Below are 17,277 nucleotides of genomic sequence, written 5' to 3'. Positions count from 1 at the left end.
CCGAGACCGGCATTACGACTCTTGATGGCAGGGTCACGACCAATGAGACCGGTATTACGACTCTCGATGGTCGGGTCACGGTGAATGAAAGCGATATCGATGCGCTGCAGACCAATACCGCCACCCTGACCGAGGGTGCGGTGGTGTACGACCGCGATGGCGGCGGCGTGCTGACGCCGGGCAGCGTGACGTTACTGGGTGATGGCGCCGGTGGCGGCACCACCATCGGCAATCTGGCCGAGGGTACCCTGTCGGGAACCAGCCGTGAGGCGGTCACCGGCAGCCAGCTATTTACCACCAACCAGAACGTCTCGTCGCTGGATACGCGGGTCACGACCAGCGAGGGCGATATCACCACCCTGGGCGGCCGGGTCACCACTGCCGAGACCGGCATTACATCGCTCGATGGCCGGGTCACGACCAACGAAGGCGGGATTACCTCACTGGGCGGCAGGGTCACCACCGCCGAGACCGGCATTACGACTCTCGATGGTCGTGTTACCACTAACGAAGGCGGGATTACCACGCTGGGCGGCCGGGTCACGACTAACGAGGGTGGGATTACGACTCTTGATGGTCGTGTTACCACTAACGAAGGCGGGATTACCTCACTGGGCGGCCGGGTCACGACTAACGAGGGTGGGATTACCTCACTGGACGGTCGGGTCACGACCGCCGAGACCGGCATTACGACTCTCGATGGCCGGGTCACGGTCAATGAAGGCGATATCGATGCGCTGCAGACCAATACAGCCACCCTGACCGAGGGCGCGGTGGTGTACGACCGCGACGGTGGCGGCGTGCTGACGCCTGGCAGCGTGACGTTACTGGGTGATGGCGCCGGTGGCGGCACCACCATCGGCAATCTGGCCGAGGGTACCCTGTCGGGGACCAGCCGCGAGGCGGTCACCGGCAGTCAGCTATTTACCACCAACCAGAACGTCTCGTCGCTGGATACTCGGGTAACGACCAGCGAGGGCGATATCACCGTCCTGGGCGGCCGGGTCACCACTAACGAAGGTGGGATTACCTCACTGGGCGGTCGGGTTACGACCAATGAGAGCGGCATTACGACTCTCGATGGTCGTGTTACCACTAACGAAGGTGGGATTACCACGCTGGGCGGCCGGGTCACGGTAAATGAAAGCGATATCGATGCGCTGCAGACCAACACCGCCACCCTGACCGAGGGCGCGGTGGTGTACGACCGCGACGGCGGCGGCGTGCTGACGCCGGGCAGCGTGACGCTATTGGGCGATGGCGCCGGTGGCGGCACGACCATCGGCAACCTGGCCGAGGGCACTCTGTCAGGGACCAGCCGCGAGGCGGTCAATGGCAGCCAGCTATTTACCACCAACCAGAACGTCTCGTCGCTGGATACTCGGGTCACCACCAGCGAGGGCGATATCACCGTCCTGGGCGGCAGGGTCACCACTGCCGAGACCGGCATTACATCGCTCGATGGCCGGGTCACGACTAACGAAGGTGGGATTACCTCACTGGGCGGTCGGGTTACGACCGCCGAGACCGGCATTACGACTCTTGATGGTCGTGTTACCACTAACGAAGGTGGGATTACCACGCTGGACGGCCGGGTTACGACCGCCGAGACCGGCATTACGACTCTTGATGGCAGGGTCACGACCAATGAGACCGGTATTACGACTCTCGATGGTCGGGTCACGGTGAATGAAGGCGATATCGATGCGCTGCAGACCAATACCGCCACCCTTAACGAGGGCGCGGTGGTGTACGACCGCGACGGCGGCGGCGTGCTGACGCCGGGCAGCGTGACGCTATTGGGTGATGGCGCCGGTGGCGGCACCACCCTCGGCAATCTGGCCGAGGGCACCCTGTCGGGGACCAGCCGCGAGGCGGTCACCGGCAGTCAGCTATTTACCACCAACCAGAACGTCTCGTCGCTGGATACTCGGGTCACCACCAGCGAGGGTGATATCACCGCCCTGGGCGGCCGGGTCACGACTAACGAGGGTGGGATTACGACTCTTGATGGTCGTGTTACCACTAACGAAGGCGGGATTACCTCACTGGGCGGCCGGGTTACGACCGCCGAGACCGGTATTACGACTCTCGATGGTCGTGTTACCACTAACGAAAGTGGGATTACTACGCTGGGCGGTCGGGTCACGGTGAATGAAGGCGATATCGATACGCTGCAGACCAATACCGCCACCCTGACCGAGGGTGCGGTGGTGTACGACCGCGATGGCGGCGGCGTGCTGACGCCGGGCAGCGTAACGCTATTGGGTGATGGCGCCGGTGGCGGCACCACCATCGGCAATCTGGCCGAGGGCACCCTGTCGGGCACCAGCCGCGAGGCGGTCACCGGCAGTCAGCTATTTACCACCAACCAGAACGTCTCATCGCTGGATACGCGGGTCACGACTAACGAGGGTGGGATTTCCACGCTGGGCGGTCGGGTCACCACCGCCGAGACCGGCATTACATCGCTCGATGGCCGGGTCACGACTAACGAAGGCGGGATTACCTCACTGGACGGCCGTGTCACCACCGCCGAGACCGGCATTACGACTCTTGATGGTCGGGTCACGGTAAATGAAGGCGATATCGATACGCTGCAGACCAATACCGCCACCCTGACCGAGGGTGCGGTGGTGTACGACCGCGATGGCGGCGGCGTGCTGACGCCGGGCAGCGTAACGCTATTGGGTGATGGCGCCGGTGGCGGCACCACCATCGGCAATCTGGCCGAGGGCACCCTGTCGGGGACCAGCCGTGAGGCGGTCAACGGTAGCCAGCTGTTCGCCACCAACCAGGCTCTAGGCTCGCTAACTGTTACCGCGAATCAAGGCTGGAACCTTCAGGCCAACGGCGATACGGCAACGCAGATCGGGCCGGGAGACACCCTTGAGTTATTGGACGGAGACAACATCGCACTGAGCCGCTCGGGTAGCCAGATCACCATCGGCACCAATTCGGCGTTAAGCGCCCAGAGTCTGGCGATCAGCGCTGGGCCAACGCTGAGTGCGGCCGGTATCGACATGAATGGCGATCGCCTATCGAGCCTTGGTGGCCCCCTTGCCGCCGGGGACGCGGTCAATCTTGGATACTTTGATGCCAATCGTCAGCACTACTTCAGTGTCAACGATGGCGGGGTCCAAGGTGCCAACTATGCCAATACGGGAGCCTCTGGCCTGGAGGCGCTGGCGGTAGGCGTTGGGGCCAGTTCGATTGCCGAGCGAGGCGTCGCCCTTGGGGCGCAGACGGCGGTTGGGGTAGACGCCGGCGTGGCCCTGGGTTCGGGGTCGGTGTCCAGTCGAGCGTTGGCGCCAGCCTCGGGCACGATTGGCTCTGGCTCGGGCGCCATCAGCTTCGATACAACGGATCGGCAATTGCTCGGGGCAATTTCTCTTGGTAGCGATACCAGTTATCGCCAGTTGACCAATGTGGCCGACGGGTCCGCCGAGTTGGATGCGGTGAACGTGCGCCAGCTTCAAGGAGCGATCGCGTCACTGTCCGTGACAGGGCAGCAGTATTTCCATGCCAATTCTGGCCTGCCGGATTCATTGGCAACGGGGATCAATGCCATCGCCGTGGGGCCTGGTACCAGCGTCAATGGTAACGATGGGCTGGGTATCGGGCGTGAAGCCATCGTCGATACGACTGCCCCGGGCGGGGTGGCCATCGGGGCCATGGCACGCGCGCGAATGGCGGATGCCGTTGCGCTCGGGTCGCAAGCCGATGCCGGCGGCGTAGAGTCGATCGCTGTGGGTGCGGTGGCCGCGGCGACGGGGGCCCGCTCGGTTGCGCTAGGCGCCGGAGCGAGCGCAACCGGGGCAGGATCAGTGGCGTTCGGTGCCGGTGCAATGGCCTCCGTCGATGCGAGCGTGGCGCTGGGCAATGGCGCCAGTACGTCAGCGGTAGTGGCGACCTCGGGCATGCTGTTGGCGGGGCAGTCGGTGTCTTTCGCCGGTTCATCACCGGTTGGCACAGTGGCTATCGGCTCGCCCGGTGCAGAGCGCACGCTTACGCATCTGGCGGCTGGGCGCGTCAGCGCTTCGAGCACCGATGCGATTAATGGCAGCCAGCTCTTCACGGTCACCGAAGCGGTCAATGAGGTGGAAGGTCGCGTGACGTCGATCGAGGGTGACCTCACCCTGTCGACTGTGCCGGATGAGCAGATCGTCACCTATGCCGCCACTGGTGGCGGTGTGGACTATGACCGGATCGAGCTGAGTGGAACCAATGGCACCCTGATCGCTAACCTGGCATCGGGCAGCATCTCCTCCACGAGCGCCGATGCCGTCAATGGCAGCCAGCTCTGGGCGATTCAGGACCAGCTATCGAATCTTCAGGTCTCAGGCGCGGGCAGTGCGTATTTCTCGTCCAACTCGAGTGCCTCTGCGGCAACGGCGTCGGGCATAGAGAGCTTGGCCGTGGGGGGGGCTAGCGTGGCATCCGGTGCTCGCAGCACGGCGTTGGGTCTCGGTGCCAGCGCCAGTGTCGGTGACGGTGTCGCCCTCGGTTCGGGTGCCATCGCTGACCGCGCGGGAATGAGTGGCCAACAAGAGGCGTTTACCCAACAGCGCGTCGAGTCCACCCGTGGGGCGCTGTCCATCGGCAGCAAGGGTGGGGAGCGGCAGATCACCCATGTTGCTGGTGGCACTCAGGGAACCGATGCCGTGAACGTGCGCCAGCTGTCGGCCGTCCAATCCGCTTCGGTGAATTACGATCGCTCGCCGGGGGGCCGGGTCAACTACGGTGCGGTGACCTTCGGTAATGGTGCTCGCCCGACATTGCTGCGCAACGTGGCACCGGGCGTGTCGGCAACGGACGCCGTCAACGTTGCGCAACTGGGAGCCCTCGATCGGCGTTACCAGCGCTCGTTCAAGGACGTTAACAATCGTATCGATGACGTTGAAGAGAAGGCCAGCGCCGGGATTGCGGCGGTCGCGGCCATGGGCGATGCCCCCTATGTGCCAGGCCGGCTGACGTATCACGTCGGTACGGGTTACCACAACGGCGAAACGGCTCTGGGGATCAGCTTTCGACGCACGGCAGAGAGCGGTCGCTGGAGCATCGACTTGGGGGTTGGTGGTTCGGATGCCGGCGCGACAGTGGGCCTGGGCGTGTCCGGTGTGCTGTTCTGATGGGGTAGGTGAGAGAAAACCGTCGGCGGTTCTGGTGCTAGTGGCCAGAGTCAGCCCCGATTGAGGGCTCGACGAATGCATAAGGCAACCTTGATATTGAGGACGGTGTGGGTGCTGGGTAGTGCCGTGCTGCTCGGTTTAGTGCTGCTGACGGCCCCGGCATCGGCGGGGCTTGAAGAGGGTGTCTCGGCGTTCTTGCAGCAGCAGTATGCCTCGGCGATTCGCGAGTGGCGGCTGCCTGCCGAGCGCGGTGACCCACAGGCTCAATACAATCTCGGCGTGTCCTATGAGTTTGGCTACGGCGTGTCATCGAACATGCCGGAAGCGGCGCACTGGTATCGTCTTGCGGCCGACTCGGGCCATGCCGATGCCCAGGTGAACTTGGCCGGACTCTATTTGCGTGGTGACGGCGTGGTGCGCAACCTGGATGCGGCGATGGCGTGGCTGCGACGGGCGGCCGACCAAGATCACTCCCAGGCGCAGTGGCGGCTATCGCAGCTGGTGTTGAAAACCTCCCGCGATGCCGCCGAGCGGCGTCAGGCCGTGGACTGGATACGCGCGGCGGCAGAGGCGGATGTGGTCGAAGCGTGCAATGAACTGGGGACGCTCTACGAGTCGGGAACTCTCGTCCAAAGCGATTCCGAGCAGGCTGCATGGTGGTATCGCCGTGCGGCGCTGCTGGGCTACGCTCCGGCGCAGAACAACCTGGCGGTGCTGTATGCACGCGGACTTGGGGTGGTCCGAAACAATGCATGGAGCGTCTTCTGGCTGGCCCAGGCGGCTGCCCAGGATTTCGCTCCGGCCCGGGAAAACCTTGCCTTGGTGCTGCCCCGCTTGGCCACGCAGTCGGTCACCGCAGAGCGAGTCAACGTGCGTGCGGGCAACTCGGTGCAACACGCTGTCGTGGCGCAGGTCGCGCGGGGGGAACGGCTGACCGTACTCGGTAGTGCCGATGGGTGGACTCAGGTCTATCTTCCCGAACTTCCGGGCATCGCTTGGATCTCCACCCAGTTTCTGGCGCCCTGATGGGGCACCGGTTCGGGAAGGTGCTATCCACATTCGCCAGCGAAGCTGCCGATAGGCCCTCAGTACACCCCGGTCGTCTCAGTCGTCCTGCCGGTGACGATGATCGGAGCTTGCTCATAGAGACACTCCGGCCACCCTTGCCAGTCGTGCATGGTGCTGGTCCGATAACCTCGGCGGCTAGCGTCATCTTGATAGCGAAGACCCAAGCTGAACGCCATCGGTCAGCTACGGCGGCAGGACATCAAACCCTGGGCCCTGGGTAGTCAGGCGAGAAATGGGTGGACCACATCAGCGTGACGATATCACCGCCTCGAGCGAGCGCGCTGGCCCGGTGCTCACGCCCGCCAGCGCAGTGGGTGGCCGGCCTTGAGCACGCCGTGTTCGTCCCAGTCCCGCCAGCCGGTGAAAGGGATAGGCCTTTCTTCATCGACGCTGTCGAGCCGCGTTTGCCAATCGGTCTTGGCGCTTTTTAGGTAAGCACGAAAGCTTGCGTCGTCTTGATAGCTGAGTCCCCCTCCTTGAACGCCGTAGGTCAGTTGCGGCGTCAGGACATCGAACCCCAGATAGTAAAGCGAGCAATGGGTGGGCCACATCAGTGTGGCGATATCGCCGCCTCGACCGAAGGGGCCGAAGGCCGCCTGTGGTGAGCCGGTGGTCACCGAGCACAGCGCGCGCTTGCCGCGAAAATGACCGCGGTCGTAGCGGCGACTTCCCGAGTAAAGGCCGCCGTAGACCATGACGCGGTCGAACCAGCCCTTGAGCATGGCCGGTTGGGCGTGCCACCACAGCGGAAATTGCACGATGACCAGGTCGGCGTCTTCCAGGCGCTCGATTTCCCGGGCCACATCGGCGGATAGCCCCTTGTTGTCGAAGGCGTGGCGCTGTTCATTGAGTGGCAAGAAAACGTCGGTGTCGTGGCGATGGATATAGTGGTCAGGCCGCTCCACAGGGTCGAAGCCTTCGGCGTACAGATCCGCCAGGGTGACGTCATGCCCCTGGGCCGCCAGGGTGTCCACGGCCACCTCGGTCAGGGCGGCGTTGAAAGAGTGTGGCTCGGGGTGGCAGTGCACGATCAGAACATTCATGGCAGCGGTCTCCAGTGTTGGGCCTGTTCACCACGCTAATCTGTGCAACGATGCAATAACATTCCCTAATTTCGACAAGGGATCTTGCATGAATGAACAGACGCTTCACTGGGAAGACCTCCGAGTCATCCTCGCCATCGCCACTGCCGGTTCGTTGTCCGGTGCAGCGCGGCGCCTGTCGCTGAGCCATGCCACGGTATTTCGTCGGCTCGGCCAGGTCGAGGCTCGCCTGTCCGTTACCCTGTTTGAGCGCTCGAAGAAGGGCTATCGCCCGACCGAGGCAGGCGACGACCTGGCGCGAACGGCGGCAGGTATCGAACGCGAAGTGGCGGGGGCCGAGCGCCGGGTGCTGGGCCATGACCTACGCCTGTCCGGGGGCATTAGAGTCACCACCACCGATACCTTGCTGCAGGCGTTATTGACGCCGGTTTTCGCGAGTTTCCGCCAGACTCAGCCGGACATCGTGCTGGACGTCTCGGTGTCGAATCAGCGGTTCGATCTCGCGGCACGTGATGCCGACGTGGCGATTCGTCCCTCCAACGCGCCGCCACAAACGCTGATAGGCCGTCGTATCGGCAGGATCGAGCAGGCGCTGTACGCGCGTCGTGGCGCCTGTGAGGAGTGGGGAGGCGCCTGTACCGATGCCTGGATAGGCCAGGGCGCTGGCCGTGACGATGCGATGCTGGAGGCATGGATGAAGGCCCAGGGCGTGAGTGAGCGTCAGTGCTATCGCTGTGACAGTCTGCTCGGGCGAGCCGCCGCGGCGCGTGCGGGATTGGGCACCGCGGTGTTGCCCTGCTACCTCGGGGAGAGTGATGCGGGGCTCGATCGGTTGAGCCCGTCCATCGATGAGCTGGCGGTGGACCTTTGGCTCTTGACCCACCCCGATCTGCGCTCGGTGAGCCGCATTCGAGTGTTCATGGACGCCATCGCCGAGGCGATGCAGGCGCAGGCAGCGGTGCTGGGCTTGCCGCGACGCTAGTCCGCGGTCGAGGTGGCCGGCGACAGGGCCGTCGACAGGGCGCGGGGCCGGGCGTTGCCGCGCCCCACCCGGCCGCCGTCGAAGCGCCTGATGGGGAGACACCTGCGCCTGAGCGTTGCCCGTCAAGGGGTCTGCGAATGGGGTTGGTTGACCACGGTTGCGGGCTGCGCCTCGCGGGACCGGCGCGCATTACTCAGATAAATGAGCCCCAAGGCCGCAGCCAGCAGGGCCAGGGCGGTGATTCTCGACGAATCCAGCGCCAGGCGCTCGTTGCCCAGCCAGCCGAAGTGATCGATCACCAGACTCATCGACAGCTGGCCCGAGATCACCGCCACGGTGGTAGCCGCGGTTCCCACCCGGGGGACGGCAAACACCACGGCCAGCATGTAGGTCACGCCAAACAGGGCACCGGTCAACTGCCACTTGGGAACGCTGAACAGGGTGGCTGCGTGGGCCGGCTCGACGAACAGCTTGAGCAGAAAGGTCACCACGGCGCCGACGGTGAAGGTCAGCCAGGCGCTGGCCAGAACGCCGACCTTGGCCCCCAGAGAGCCGTTGACGGAGGACTGGATGGCAAGCACGGCGCCGCCGAGCAGTAACGAGGGAAAGACAAGTGACAACAGCATGTTGGGCTCCTGTTTAGATCAGCCAGAGGGCGACAAGAATCAGACCGAGGGCCGAGACTCGGTAGCCATCGATCGCGCGTCGTTCGCCGCCAAGCCAGCCGAAGTGGTCGATGACGAGACTCGCCGCCAGCTGCCCGCAGAGGATGCCGACCATGGTCAGCCCGACGCCGACCAGGGGCGTGGCAAGCGTTAGGACAACGACATAGATGGGGCCTAGCAGGCCGCCGGTCAGCAGCCACTTCGGCTGGGAAAACAGCCGAGCGAGCGGCGGCCGAGTGCCGAACACGAGAGCCAGACTCAGCAGCAGGCTGCCGACGAGAAAGATCGATAGTGTCGCCGACAGGTGGCCAACGCTTTCGCCCAGCGGCCCCAGCAGGCCGGCTTCCACGGACAGCCCCATGCCGGCCGCCAGCACGATGAGCAGGATGACGAGGTGTTTCATTTCGCGTCCTTGATGGGAAAAGCGAGTAGGCTAATCTCGTGCTGATAGACGTACAATTAGTGGTTTGAGCAAAGGTTTGTTGCGCTATGGACAATGCTGTCGACCTCATTACCCTGCGGCTCTTCGTCCGGGTCGGGCTTACGGGAAGCTTCGCCGCGGCGGCGCGTTATCACGACCTTCCTCCTTCGTCGGTATCGCGACGCATCGCTCGTCTCGAGCGCGCACTCGGGCATCGCCTGCTTTATCGCCACACCCGAGCGGTACGCCTGACCGATGTTGGCGAACGCTATTTTCATCGTGTCGGTGAGGCGCTGGAGAGGCTGGATGCGGCCACGGAGGACGTTCGGGGAGCGGCGCACAATCCGCAAGGGCTATTGAGATTGAATGCGCCGGTGGCTTTCGGTAGGCGCCATATCGCCCCTTTGCTGGCCGAGTTTCAGGCGGCTTACCCGCGCATCGAGGTCGAACTAACGTTGACGGATGCCTTCGTTGATCCTGTTCAGGAGGGGGCGGATGTCGTGATCAGAATTGGCTCGCTGGAGGATTCGAGCCTGGTGGCTCGCCGGCTCGCCATGCAACGCTTCGTGGTCTGTGCCGCGCCCTCTTATCTGGCCGAGCACGGCAGAGCGCAGACGCCTCGGGATCTGCGTTCCCACAATTGCCTGGTATACAAGGGTACTCGGGGCGAACAACCCTGGTACTTCCGCGTCCCTGGAGAACCGCGTTTTGGCGATGTCGGCGTGCATGGCAACCTGCGAAGCAATAACGCCGACAGCCTGGTCGCTGCGGCGCTGGAAGGCCAGGGCATCGTGCTGTTTCCCACCTGGCTGCTGTTCGATCAGCTCAGACAGGGGACCCTGGTGCCGATCTTGGGTGACTGGGAGGCGGCCGGGGAGCCGACGCTACAGGGCATCCATGCGATCTTTCCCGAGAACCGGCTGCGCTCTTCCAAGGTCGATGCCTTGTTGACGGTTCTGGCGCGCTGGGAAACCCACTTCCCACCCTGGGAGGCGCCTGCGCAGTTCGATCCGGGGGGGTGAGCGCGTCCTATGCCGGATTCGCTGCCATGGACGTCCGAGCGGTCAGGGCTCGTCGCCTTCTTCGTCGTTATCGGACTCGGCAAATAGCCGATGGAAGAGTCCGCGCAGCCATTGGTTGGCGGGATCCTTGTGGAAACGCCGGTGCCAGAACATATTGATCGGAAGTTCGGCAAATTTTAGCGGATGGGGCCGCGCCACCAGTCCGAAACGTTCGGCAGTGGCATCGGCTAACTTGTTGGTCACGGTGACGATCATGTCGGTTGAACTGATCACGAATGGAGCCGTGACGAAGTGCGGCATACGCAGGGTCAATGGCGCTTGAATGCCTTCCTTGATCAAGCGATCTTCGAGTCGATCATGTCCGGTCCCCTGGGCATCGATGACGGCGTGCTGTGCGTTGCGGAAGTCGCTAATGGTGATATCACCATATGCAAGTGGGTGCTCCTTTCGCATCAGACAAACATAGTGCTGAAGAAACAGACGACGCTGAAAGAACCCGGCACCGAGCTGAGGAATCAAACCGGCGGCAAGGTCTATTCGTCCTTCCTCCATGCGTCGCTTCAGGTCATGACCGCGCACGGTTTCGATGCTCACCGCGGGTGCCTCCAGCTCGAGTTGGTGCATCAGGCGTGGGAGGAAGACGATCTCGCCAATATCTGTCATCGAGATGGTGAAATGCCGGTCGCTGTGAGCCGGATCGAAGTCGCGTGGCAGGTTCAAGCTCTCCTGAAGCTGGCGCAGGGACTCGGCTACCGGAGGATGCAGGCGCGTCGCGAAGGCCGTCGGAACAAGCCCAGTCGAGGTGCGTTCGAAAAGCTCATCGGCCATGAGTAGTCGCAGCCGTTTCAACCCATGACTGACAGCAGGCTGGGTAATGCCTTGGTGCTCTGCGACCTGCTGAAGATTTCGTTTACGATAAATCAGATCGAAAAGTACCAGCAGATTGGTGTCGATATCGCTCAGACGCATCATGTCGGTACGCTCCTCGGTGGTCGCCGATAGCCCATGCGTAAACATCCTCCTGATGTGCCGGGCTGCGAGGCCAGTATGGCGCCATGCTGCAGGTTCTCTACGTTAGACATAAGTCCATGATGTCGTCGCACAGGGCCCGGTATCTCGTTGTTCGCATGCCTTATTAGCCTGATTGATCGAAGCCATGACCGAGGCTGTTTGGTGGCAGACCCTGGTGCTCTCTAGTCTGGGATAACCGTGACGAAGAGGGCGCCCTCGAGACGCTGCTCGAGTCGCACTGTCAGTGAGTCGAACCAGCGGGGGGAGCCCAGCATGAACGAGTTGACCGACAAGACTGCCGTGAAGTCCCTATCCATCGCTATCGTCGGAGGTGGCATCGGTGGCGTTGCTCTGGCCGTGGCACTGTCTCGTCACGCGCACCTTGAGGTACGTCTTTTCGAGGCCGCGAAGGCCTTCTCCGAGATCGGTGCCGGGGTCTCATTTGGCCCCAATGCGGTGCGCGCCATCGAACTGCTCGGACTCAAGGCGCCCTATGAGGCTATCGCCGATGGCTCTCCGGCGCCCTTCGAGGATGTCTGGTTCGAATGGCGGCGCTGGCACGATGACGAATACCTGACCGCCTCCATGGCGCCGGGTTGCGGACAGTCGTCGGTCCATCGTGCCGACTTTCTCGATGCCATTGTTGCCCAACTGCCGGCCAATATCGCCAGTTTCGACAAGCGTTGTCAGGCGATCCGCCAGCATGCCGAGGGTGCTTCTATCACCTTCAGTGATGGCGCCACGGCGACGGCCGATATCGTCATCGGGTTCGACGGCATCAAATCTGCTGTGCGTGAGCATGTGCTGGAAGATGAGCGTGGTGGCAGGTTCGGGCCGCGTTTCAGCGGCACCAAGGCCTATCGCGGCATGCTCGATACCGCTCGACTGGAGCAGTCCCTTGGCGCTGCCGGTGTTGATCCGCGCCTGGCCACGGTGCCACAGATGTACCTGGGGCCGAATCGCCACGTGCTGACCTTTCCGGTGAAGCGGGGCACCTTGGTCAACGTGGTCGCCTTCGTCACCGATCGGCGCTCACGCAGCGAAGAGACAGCGCTGGAGGAGCCTTGGGTCGAGGACGTCTCGTCGCAGGAGATGCTGGCGGACTTTGCGGGCTGGGGAAAGGCGACGCGGAGGATACTCGAGAGTATCGAGGCGCCGACCCGGTGGGCGCTGCACGATATTCCGCGGCTACCGCGCTACCAGCGTGATCGCGTCCTGCTGGTCGGTGATAGCGCCCACGCCATGCTACCGCACCAGGGAGCCGGGGCCGGTCAGGCGCTGGAAGATGCCTTCGTGCTGGCGTCTCTGGTGAGTGATAGCCGGTGCACGTCAGCCAACGTGATCGAGGTCCTGAGCGCCTTTGAACGGGTGCGTCTACCGCGCGCGAGCCGCGTCCAGGCCACGTCATTCGAGGCAGGAGAACTCTATGAGTACGCCGCCCCCGGCATCGGAGATGACGAACAGCGTATCGCTCGTGAACTGGAGCAGCGCTTCGATTGGCTGTGGAACTTCGATCCGTGCGATGCGGTAACCGAGGCGCGTGAAGCGCTGGGCTGGTCGCTGCGAGAGGTGGAAGCACGCTGATCGGCAGGATGGCATTACCTGCGCGACCGACATAACAACGATAATGACCCGAGGTGTCACATGACCCTGACAACGGAAACCGTACTGGGGGAGCGCCGCTTCGGCCGCTTTCATCTCAACGTCTTGCTGTGGTGTTCACTGATCATCGTTTTCGATGGCTATGACTTGATCATCTATGGCGTGGTGTTGCCGCTGGTGATGGAGCAGTGGCAACTGACCAAGGTTCAGGCGGGGCTGCTCGGAAGCTCCGCCCTGCTTGGCATGATGGTCGGGGCCTTCGTCTTTGGCACCCTGGCCGACCGCATCGGGCGCAAGAAGATCATCATCGCCTGCCTGACCGCCTTCAGCCTGGTGACGGTGGTTAATGGGTTCGCGACCACCCCTGTTCAGTTCGGGCTATGCCGGTTCATCGCGGGGCTCGGTCTCGGTGGGGTGATGCCCAATGTGGTGGCGTTGATCACCGAGTACGCGCCGCGCCGGCTCAGGACCACCCTGGTGGCGATCATGTTCAGCGGCTATTCCATCGGCGGCATGCTATCGGCGGGGCTGGGTATTGTGGTGGTGCCGACCTTCGGCTGGGAGATGATGTTCTGGTTGGCCGGCGTGCCGCTCTTGAGCGTGCCGTTCATGCTGCGCTACTTGCCGGAGTCGCTGGATTTTCTCGTCCGCCGTGGGCGCCACGACGAGGCGCGCGAGATCCTTGCGCGATTGCCGACTACAGAGAGCGGCAGCGTCACCACCGATACCAGCCCGAGTGGCGTGGCAACGTCAGAAGCGCTAGTGCTCGAGACACCCCCCCATGGTCGGGTCGCCGATGAGGCGCCCTTGGCGCAGCTCTTCGTGCCGCAGCGGCGTATCAGTACGCTGATGTTCTGGTTGGCCTCGTTCATGTGCCTGCTGATGATCTATGCCCTCGGCTCCTGGCTGCCGACGCTGATGACCATGGCGGGCTACCCGATCGGGCGAAGCCTGAGCTTTCTATTGGTGATGAACCTGGGAGCCATCGCCGGTGCCATCGGCGGTGGACTGCTTTGCGACCGGATATCACCGCGTCACGTGTTGGTGGTGTTCTTCGTGGTGGGGGCCGGCGCCTTGGCGGCACTAGGACTGAGAAGTCATGTGGCCGTGCTCTATGCCCTGGTGGCGATTGCCGGGGCCAGCACCATCGGTGCGCAGATTCTGATCAATGCCTATGTGGCTCAGTACTATCCGGCGGCGATACGTTCGACCGGTGTGGGGGCGGCCTTGGCCGTGGGCCGAATCGGCGCCCTGGCGGGGCCGCTGGTCACCGGGTTGCTGCTGTCCTTGGCGCTGCCCCATGGCGCCAATTTTCTGGCCTTCGCGGTGCCGGGTCTTATCGCAACGGTTGCCATGCTGTTCGTGGGCGCACGGCCATCGGCGCTCACCACCGCGACATCGGTTCGCCCCTGAGTCGCGAGGCGGATGACTGGCGCCCCAGAAGCGTATGCCGCTATGGGGGCCAGCGTTATTGGCACTTTGCCCAGATGCGATTGCGTGACGCCTTGGAGCCGATCGAGAAGGCACCTTGCATGCCAACGACGGCCTACGCTCGCGTAGGCCGTCGTTGGCATGGCGATGGCGGTTTTGCTGCTCGCCGTCCCGAGCAGGAGGCCTGACATCGTGGGGCCGCTGCCCGGCCCCGGGTAGCGGCAGCGACGCGTTGCCACGCGGTGGTGCCCTGATCAGTCGATCGGGATACGCGCATTGATATCCTGAAGCGGACGGTTGTTCGGACCGCCAATGGCGTTGGCAAAGGCAGCGACCTGATCGGCGGAGACGCTCGCCGGTGCCTCCAGCACGACCCAGCGAACGCCCTCGGTGCAGGGCGGCGTGGTCAGCGAGCCATCGATGCGGTAGTACTGCTGTTCGCTGGGGATGATGGCGGCGAAGTCGACCGGCGTCGTCAGATCCCGCGTCTCACCTACCGCCGAGGGCAGTTCACCGACGAGTGGCGCCAGCGCTGCGTTGGCTTCGCCTTCCTGGAACAGTACCGAGACCACGGCCAGGTTGCTGTCGGCATCTGCGTGCACCAGGTGGGCTTCCAGCGGGAAATGTTGGCCGTTGATGGCGTGCTCGGAAGGCTCATGGAAGTGCATCTGCACCAGGTTGAAGTCCTTGCCTTCCAGGTGCAGAACATCGCCTTCGGGAGCCGCGACCTGAACCGTATGGCCATTATTGATGATGTTCGTGCCCTTGGCGTCGTAGGCCAGATCCAGCGGCGGCAGGTGTGCGTGGGCAGCGCCGCGAATATCGATGGGCGACTGATTCTTGCCCTGGCCACAGATAAGGTTGACGCTATCGAGCCCCGCCCAGTGTGCCGGGTCCTGGTCGCCTTGATATGACCAGGGCGCGTGTGGTGTCGCCGCCATCGCGGTGGAGGCGAGAAGGCTGGCGCCTAGAAGACCGGCAATCTGTAGTGCTTTCATGATATTCCCTTGATGTTGAGGGCCGCGTCTTGGCGCTTCGAGATGACAGGCCGGCGCAGGGCAAGAGCTCGCCCTCGGCGCTGAATCATCATCAGTGGACGCTGGAATAGCTAGCGTCCTGTCGGTCCATGCGCACGTACGTCACCCGGGTTGATTCATTGGTGAACGCCGCCCTTCGTATCGAACCGGAAGGCGTGAAGCCGATAAGACACGACGGCCTCTGTCGAACGTTAGATGAACAAAAACACGTCTAAGTGGCGGAGAGTGCACACTACACCAGCGCGTATCGAAAAGCTTAGCGAGGTAATGATAAGTTGACGCGCATCAACGGGCGACGGTTTTCGTCGAGACCGAAAGCGTTAGCGGAGAAGCCAGTTTTACAGACGGCCCTGGTGCGGTGATCGCCAGTGCGGGAAGGCTGCAGGGCTATCCATGGTCGTTCGTGTATGTTGCCTTCCGGGCCACGGTGGCTGATGGATCGAGAGCTTCCTTAGCTGTCGATGATTCTTGTATATGCTCTTTTATTAGTCGCCCTGTGAGGAGGATGTTCGACAGATTCCTGATGGCGAGGTAGTCGATGGGTTGCATCGTGATCACCTTCTGGTGAGTGCTATGTTGGCTTTCATGGGGAGCAGTGAGTCTCTCCTTGATGAGATACTCTGTCGTTGACCAGGTTTACCACGAGGGCCATTGCCATGAGCGCGGTGCAGATGAGAAATATAACTGCATAGTTTTCGTTTGTGTAGCGAAGCGTCTCTGCGAGAAAGAAGCTAACGGTGGTTTGAGATATGGCGTAGCAGGCGGTGGCCGTACCCCAGGCACGCTTTCTGGCACTGGGTGAGGCGGTGAGTTCCTTTATCCTTCCAAGAACTAGCGAAGGAATGGCGGTTACTGTGCAACCGGTGATGGCACTGGATATTGCGATTCCAACCAGTGACGAGTCCATTGCTAATATGCCGATTGATGGGACACAGATTGTAAACAGGAGGCGAGTCGTGATGGTCGTGCCCAGCCTGTCGACGAGAGTGCCGGAAACAATTGGTCCAAGAATCGCACCGATTCCAAATAGAATGAGCAGGCGGCCGCCAAGGTCGATACTCTCTCCTAAGCCGCGTGAGACGAAGTCGACCAAAAATATCATGTGCCCTACCAGTGCAGCAGACACCAAGGCGTAGCTGGTATAGGTGCCAATGAACGATCGGCTCTGGGGGCAGGGGCCAGTGTCTTGCGGGGCTACGCTCGCGCCTTCAGGGGGCTGCTCAGGCCACCAGAACCAGCTGATAAAAGTGGCAAGAAATGCAATAACGCCTAAATGGGCCCACGCCGAAGGAAGATTGATGGTCAGCAGGAAAGGAACCAGTGCGCCTGAGGCGACGATACCAAGGCCGACGCCTGCGAAGATGATACCGGATGCGATGCCCTGCAGGCGCTGGTGAACGTGGGGAAGCACCGTCAGGGCTGCCAGCACCATGGCGATGCTACCGATGAATCCGGAGAGGAAGCGCAGGGTAAAAAACCAGGCAAAGGATACCGGCGACGTTGAGCAGAAAAAGATCACCGAGGCAGACAGCATCGACGCTCTCAACAGCTTGTACGGGGCGATGCGCTGGGATAGCCATGGTGAGATCAATGCACCGACCAGATAGCCTGCCAGGTTGGCAACAGCGAAGTAGATGGCATGAGAGGGCGGGAACCAACCTTCGAGTATTGTCGCAGGCATCAAGGGGTTGTATGCGAATCGAGAGAGGCCTATTCCGACGAACACCGCAAGTGAAGCCGCTGTGATCTGCTTGATTGGTATCTCGTTGGCGAGAATGGTGTGCTGAGACATGTGCGACATCCAGAGCGGAGTATGTGAATCGCACACTAGAGCGTTTTTTAAGGTTTCAGTAGTGAAAAGAA

General features: G+C 62.4%; 12 protein-coding genes. 6 read left to right on the top strand and 6 right to left on the bottom strand.

The genetic code is table 11. The annotated features are described in order from the left end of the window. The first annotated feature begins 80 nt into the window (after positions 1-80). Both ACUN9Y_RS06040 and ACUN9Y_RS06035 read left to right on the top strand, forming a co-directional pair. Positions 81-5,132 carry a beta strand repeat-containing protein gene (locus tag ACUN9Y_RS06040; protein WP_445459784.1) on the top strand — a complete coding sequence of 1,684 codons (5,052 nt, stop codon included), beginning with the start codon at positions 81-83 and terminating at the stop codon, positions 5,130-5,132. 75 nt (positions 5,133-5,207) lie between these two features. Next, entirely contained in the window at positions 5,208-6,158 is a 951-nt protein-coding gene (locus ACUN9Y_RS06035) for an SH3 domain-containing protein (RefSeq protein ID WP_445459783.1), read from the top strand. 335 nt (positions 6,159-6,493) lie between these two features. Here the strand turns inward: ACUN9Y_RS06035 and ACUN9Y_RS06030 are convergent, their stop codons facing one another. Continuing rightward, positions 6,494-7,243 (bottom strand): NAD(P)H-dependent oxidoreductase, encoded by a 750-nt coding sequence (locus ACUN9Y_RS06030; RefSeq protein WP_445459782.1) that lies wholly within the window; start codon positions 7,241-7,243, stop codon positions 6,494-6,496. An 88-nt stretch (positions 7,244-7,331) separates the two neighbouring features. Here ACUN9Y_RS06030 and ACUN9Y_RS06025 point away from each other — a divergent pair, with 88 nt between their 5' ends. After that, positions 7,332-8,225: a LysR family transcriptional regulator gene (locus ACUN9Y_RS06025; RefSeq protein WP_445459781.1), complete on the top strand. Its 894-nt coding sequence runs from the start codon at positions 7,332-7,334 to the stop codon at positions 8,223-8,225. Between the two features lie 122 nt (positions 8,226-8,347). On the opposite strand, the gene ACUN9Y_RS06020 is transcribed toward ACUN9Y_RS06025, so the two are convergent. Both ACUN9Y_RS06020 and ACUN9Y_RS06015 read right to left on the bottom strand, forming a co-directional pair. Further along, complete coding sequence (locus ACUN9Y_RS06020; RefSeq protein ID WP_445459780.1) at positions 8,348-8,851, bottom strand: DMT family transporter; 504 nt, start codon at positions 8,849-8,851, stop codon at positions 8,348-8,350. A 13-nt stretch (positions 8,852-8,864) separates the two neighbouring features. Continuing rightward, the gene (locus ACUN9Y_RS06015) at positions 8,865-9,293 is read right to left on the bottom strand and encodes a DMT family transporter (RefSeq protein ID WP_445459779.1); all 429 of its coding nucleotides are present in this window, start codon (positions 9,291-9,293) and stop codon (positions 8,865-8,867) included. 86 nt (positions 9,294-9,379) lie between these two features. Between ACUN9Y_RS06015 and ACUN9Y_RS06010 the strand changes: the two genes are divergently transcribed. Then, positions 9,380-10,333: a LysR family transcriptional regulator gene (locus tag ACUN9Y_RS06010; protein ID WP_445459778.1), complete on the top strand. Its 954-nt coding sequence runs from the start codon at positions 9,380-9,382 to the stop codon at positions 10,331-10,333. Between the two features lie 42 nt (positions 10,334-10,375). Here ACUN9Y_RS06010 and ACUN9Y_RS06005 read toward each other — a convergent pair whose 3' ends face one another. Then, on the bottom strand, positions 10,376-11,305 hold the full coding sequence (locus ACUN9Y_RS06005; RefSeq protein WP_445459777.1) for a LysR family transcriptional regulator: 930 nt from the start codon (positions 11,303-11,305) through the stop codon (positions 10,376-10,378). A gap of 312 nt (positions 11,306-11,617) precedes the next feature. Here ACUN9Y_RS06005 and salA point away from each other — a divergent pair, with 312 nt between their 5' ends. Together salA and ACUN9Y_RS05995 are read left to right on the top strand one after the other, a co-directional pair. After that, complete coding sequence (gene salA / locus ACUN9Y_RS06000) at positions 11,618-12,928, top strand: salicylate 1-monooxygenase (protein WP_445459776.1); 1,311 nt, start codon at positions 11,618-11,620, stop codon at positions 12,926-12,928. 60 nt (positions 12,929-12,988) lie between these two features. After that, complete coding sequence (locus ACUN9Y_RS05995) at positions 12,989-14,359, top strand: MFS transporter (protein ID WP_445459775.1); 1,371 nt, start codon at positions 12,989-12,991, stop codon at positions 14,357-14,359. A 272-nt stretch (positions 14,360-14,631) separates the two neighbouring features. Here ACUN9Y_RS05995 and ACUN9Y_RS05990 read toward each other — a convergent pair whose 3' ends face one another. Further along, on the bottom strand, positions 14,632-15,375 hold the full coding sequence (locus ACUN9Y_RS05990) for a carbonic anhydrase (RefSeq protein WP_445459774.1): 744 nt from the start codon (positions 15,373-15,375) through the stop codon (positions 14,632-14,634). Between the two features lie 622 nt (positions 15,376-15,997). After that, a complete protein-coding gene (locus tag ACUN9Y_RS05985) occupies positions 15,998-17,206 on the bottom strand; it encodes a YbfB/YjiJ family MFS transporter (RefSeq protein WP_445459773.1) in 1,209 nt (402 codons plus the stop codon). Between the last annotated feature and the right edge of the window lie 71 nt (positions 17,207-17,277).

The sequence above is a fragment of the Halomonas sp. V046 genome, from assembly GCF_052645355.1.
The sequence above is the reverse complement of the archived record's forward strand: the minus strand, read 5'-3'. Positions and strand labels throughout refer to the sequence as shown.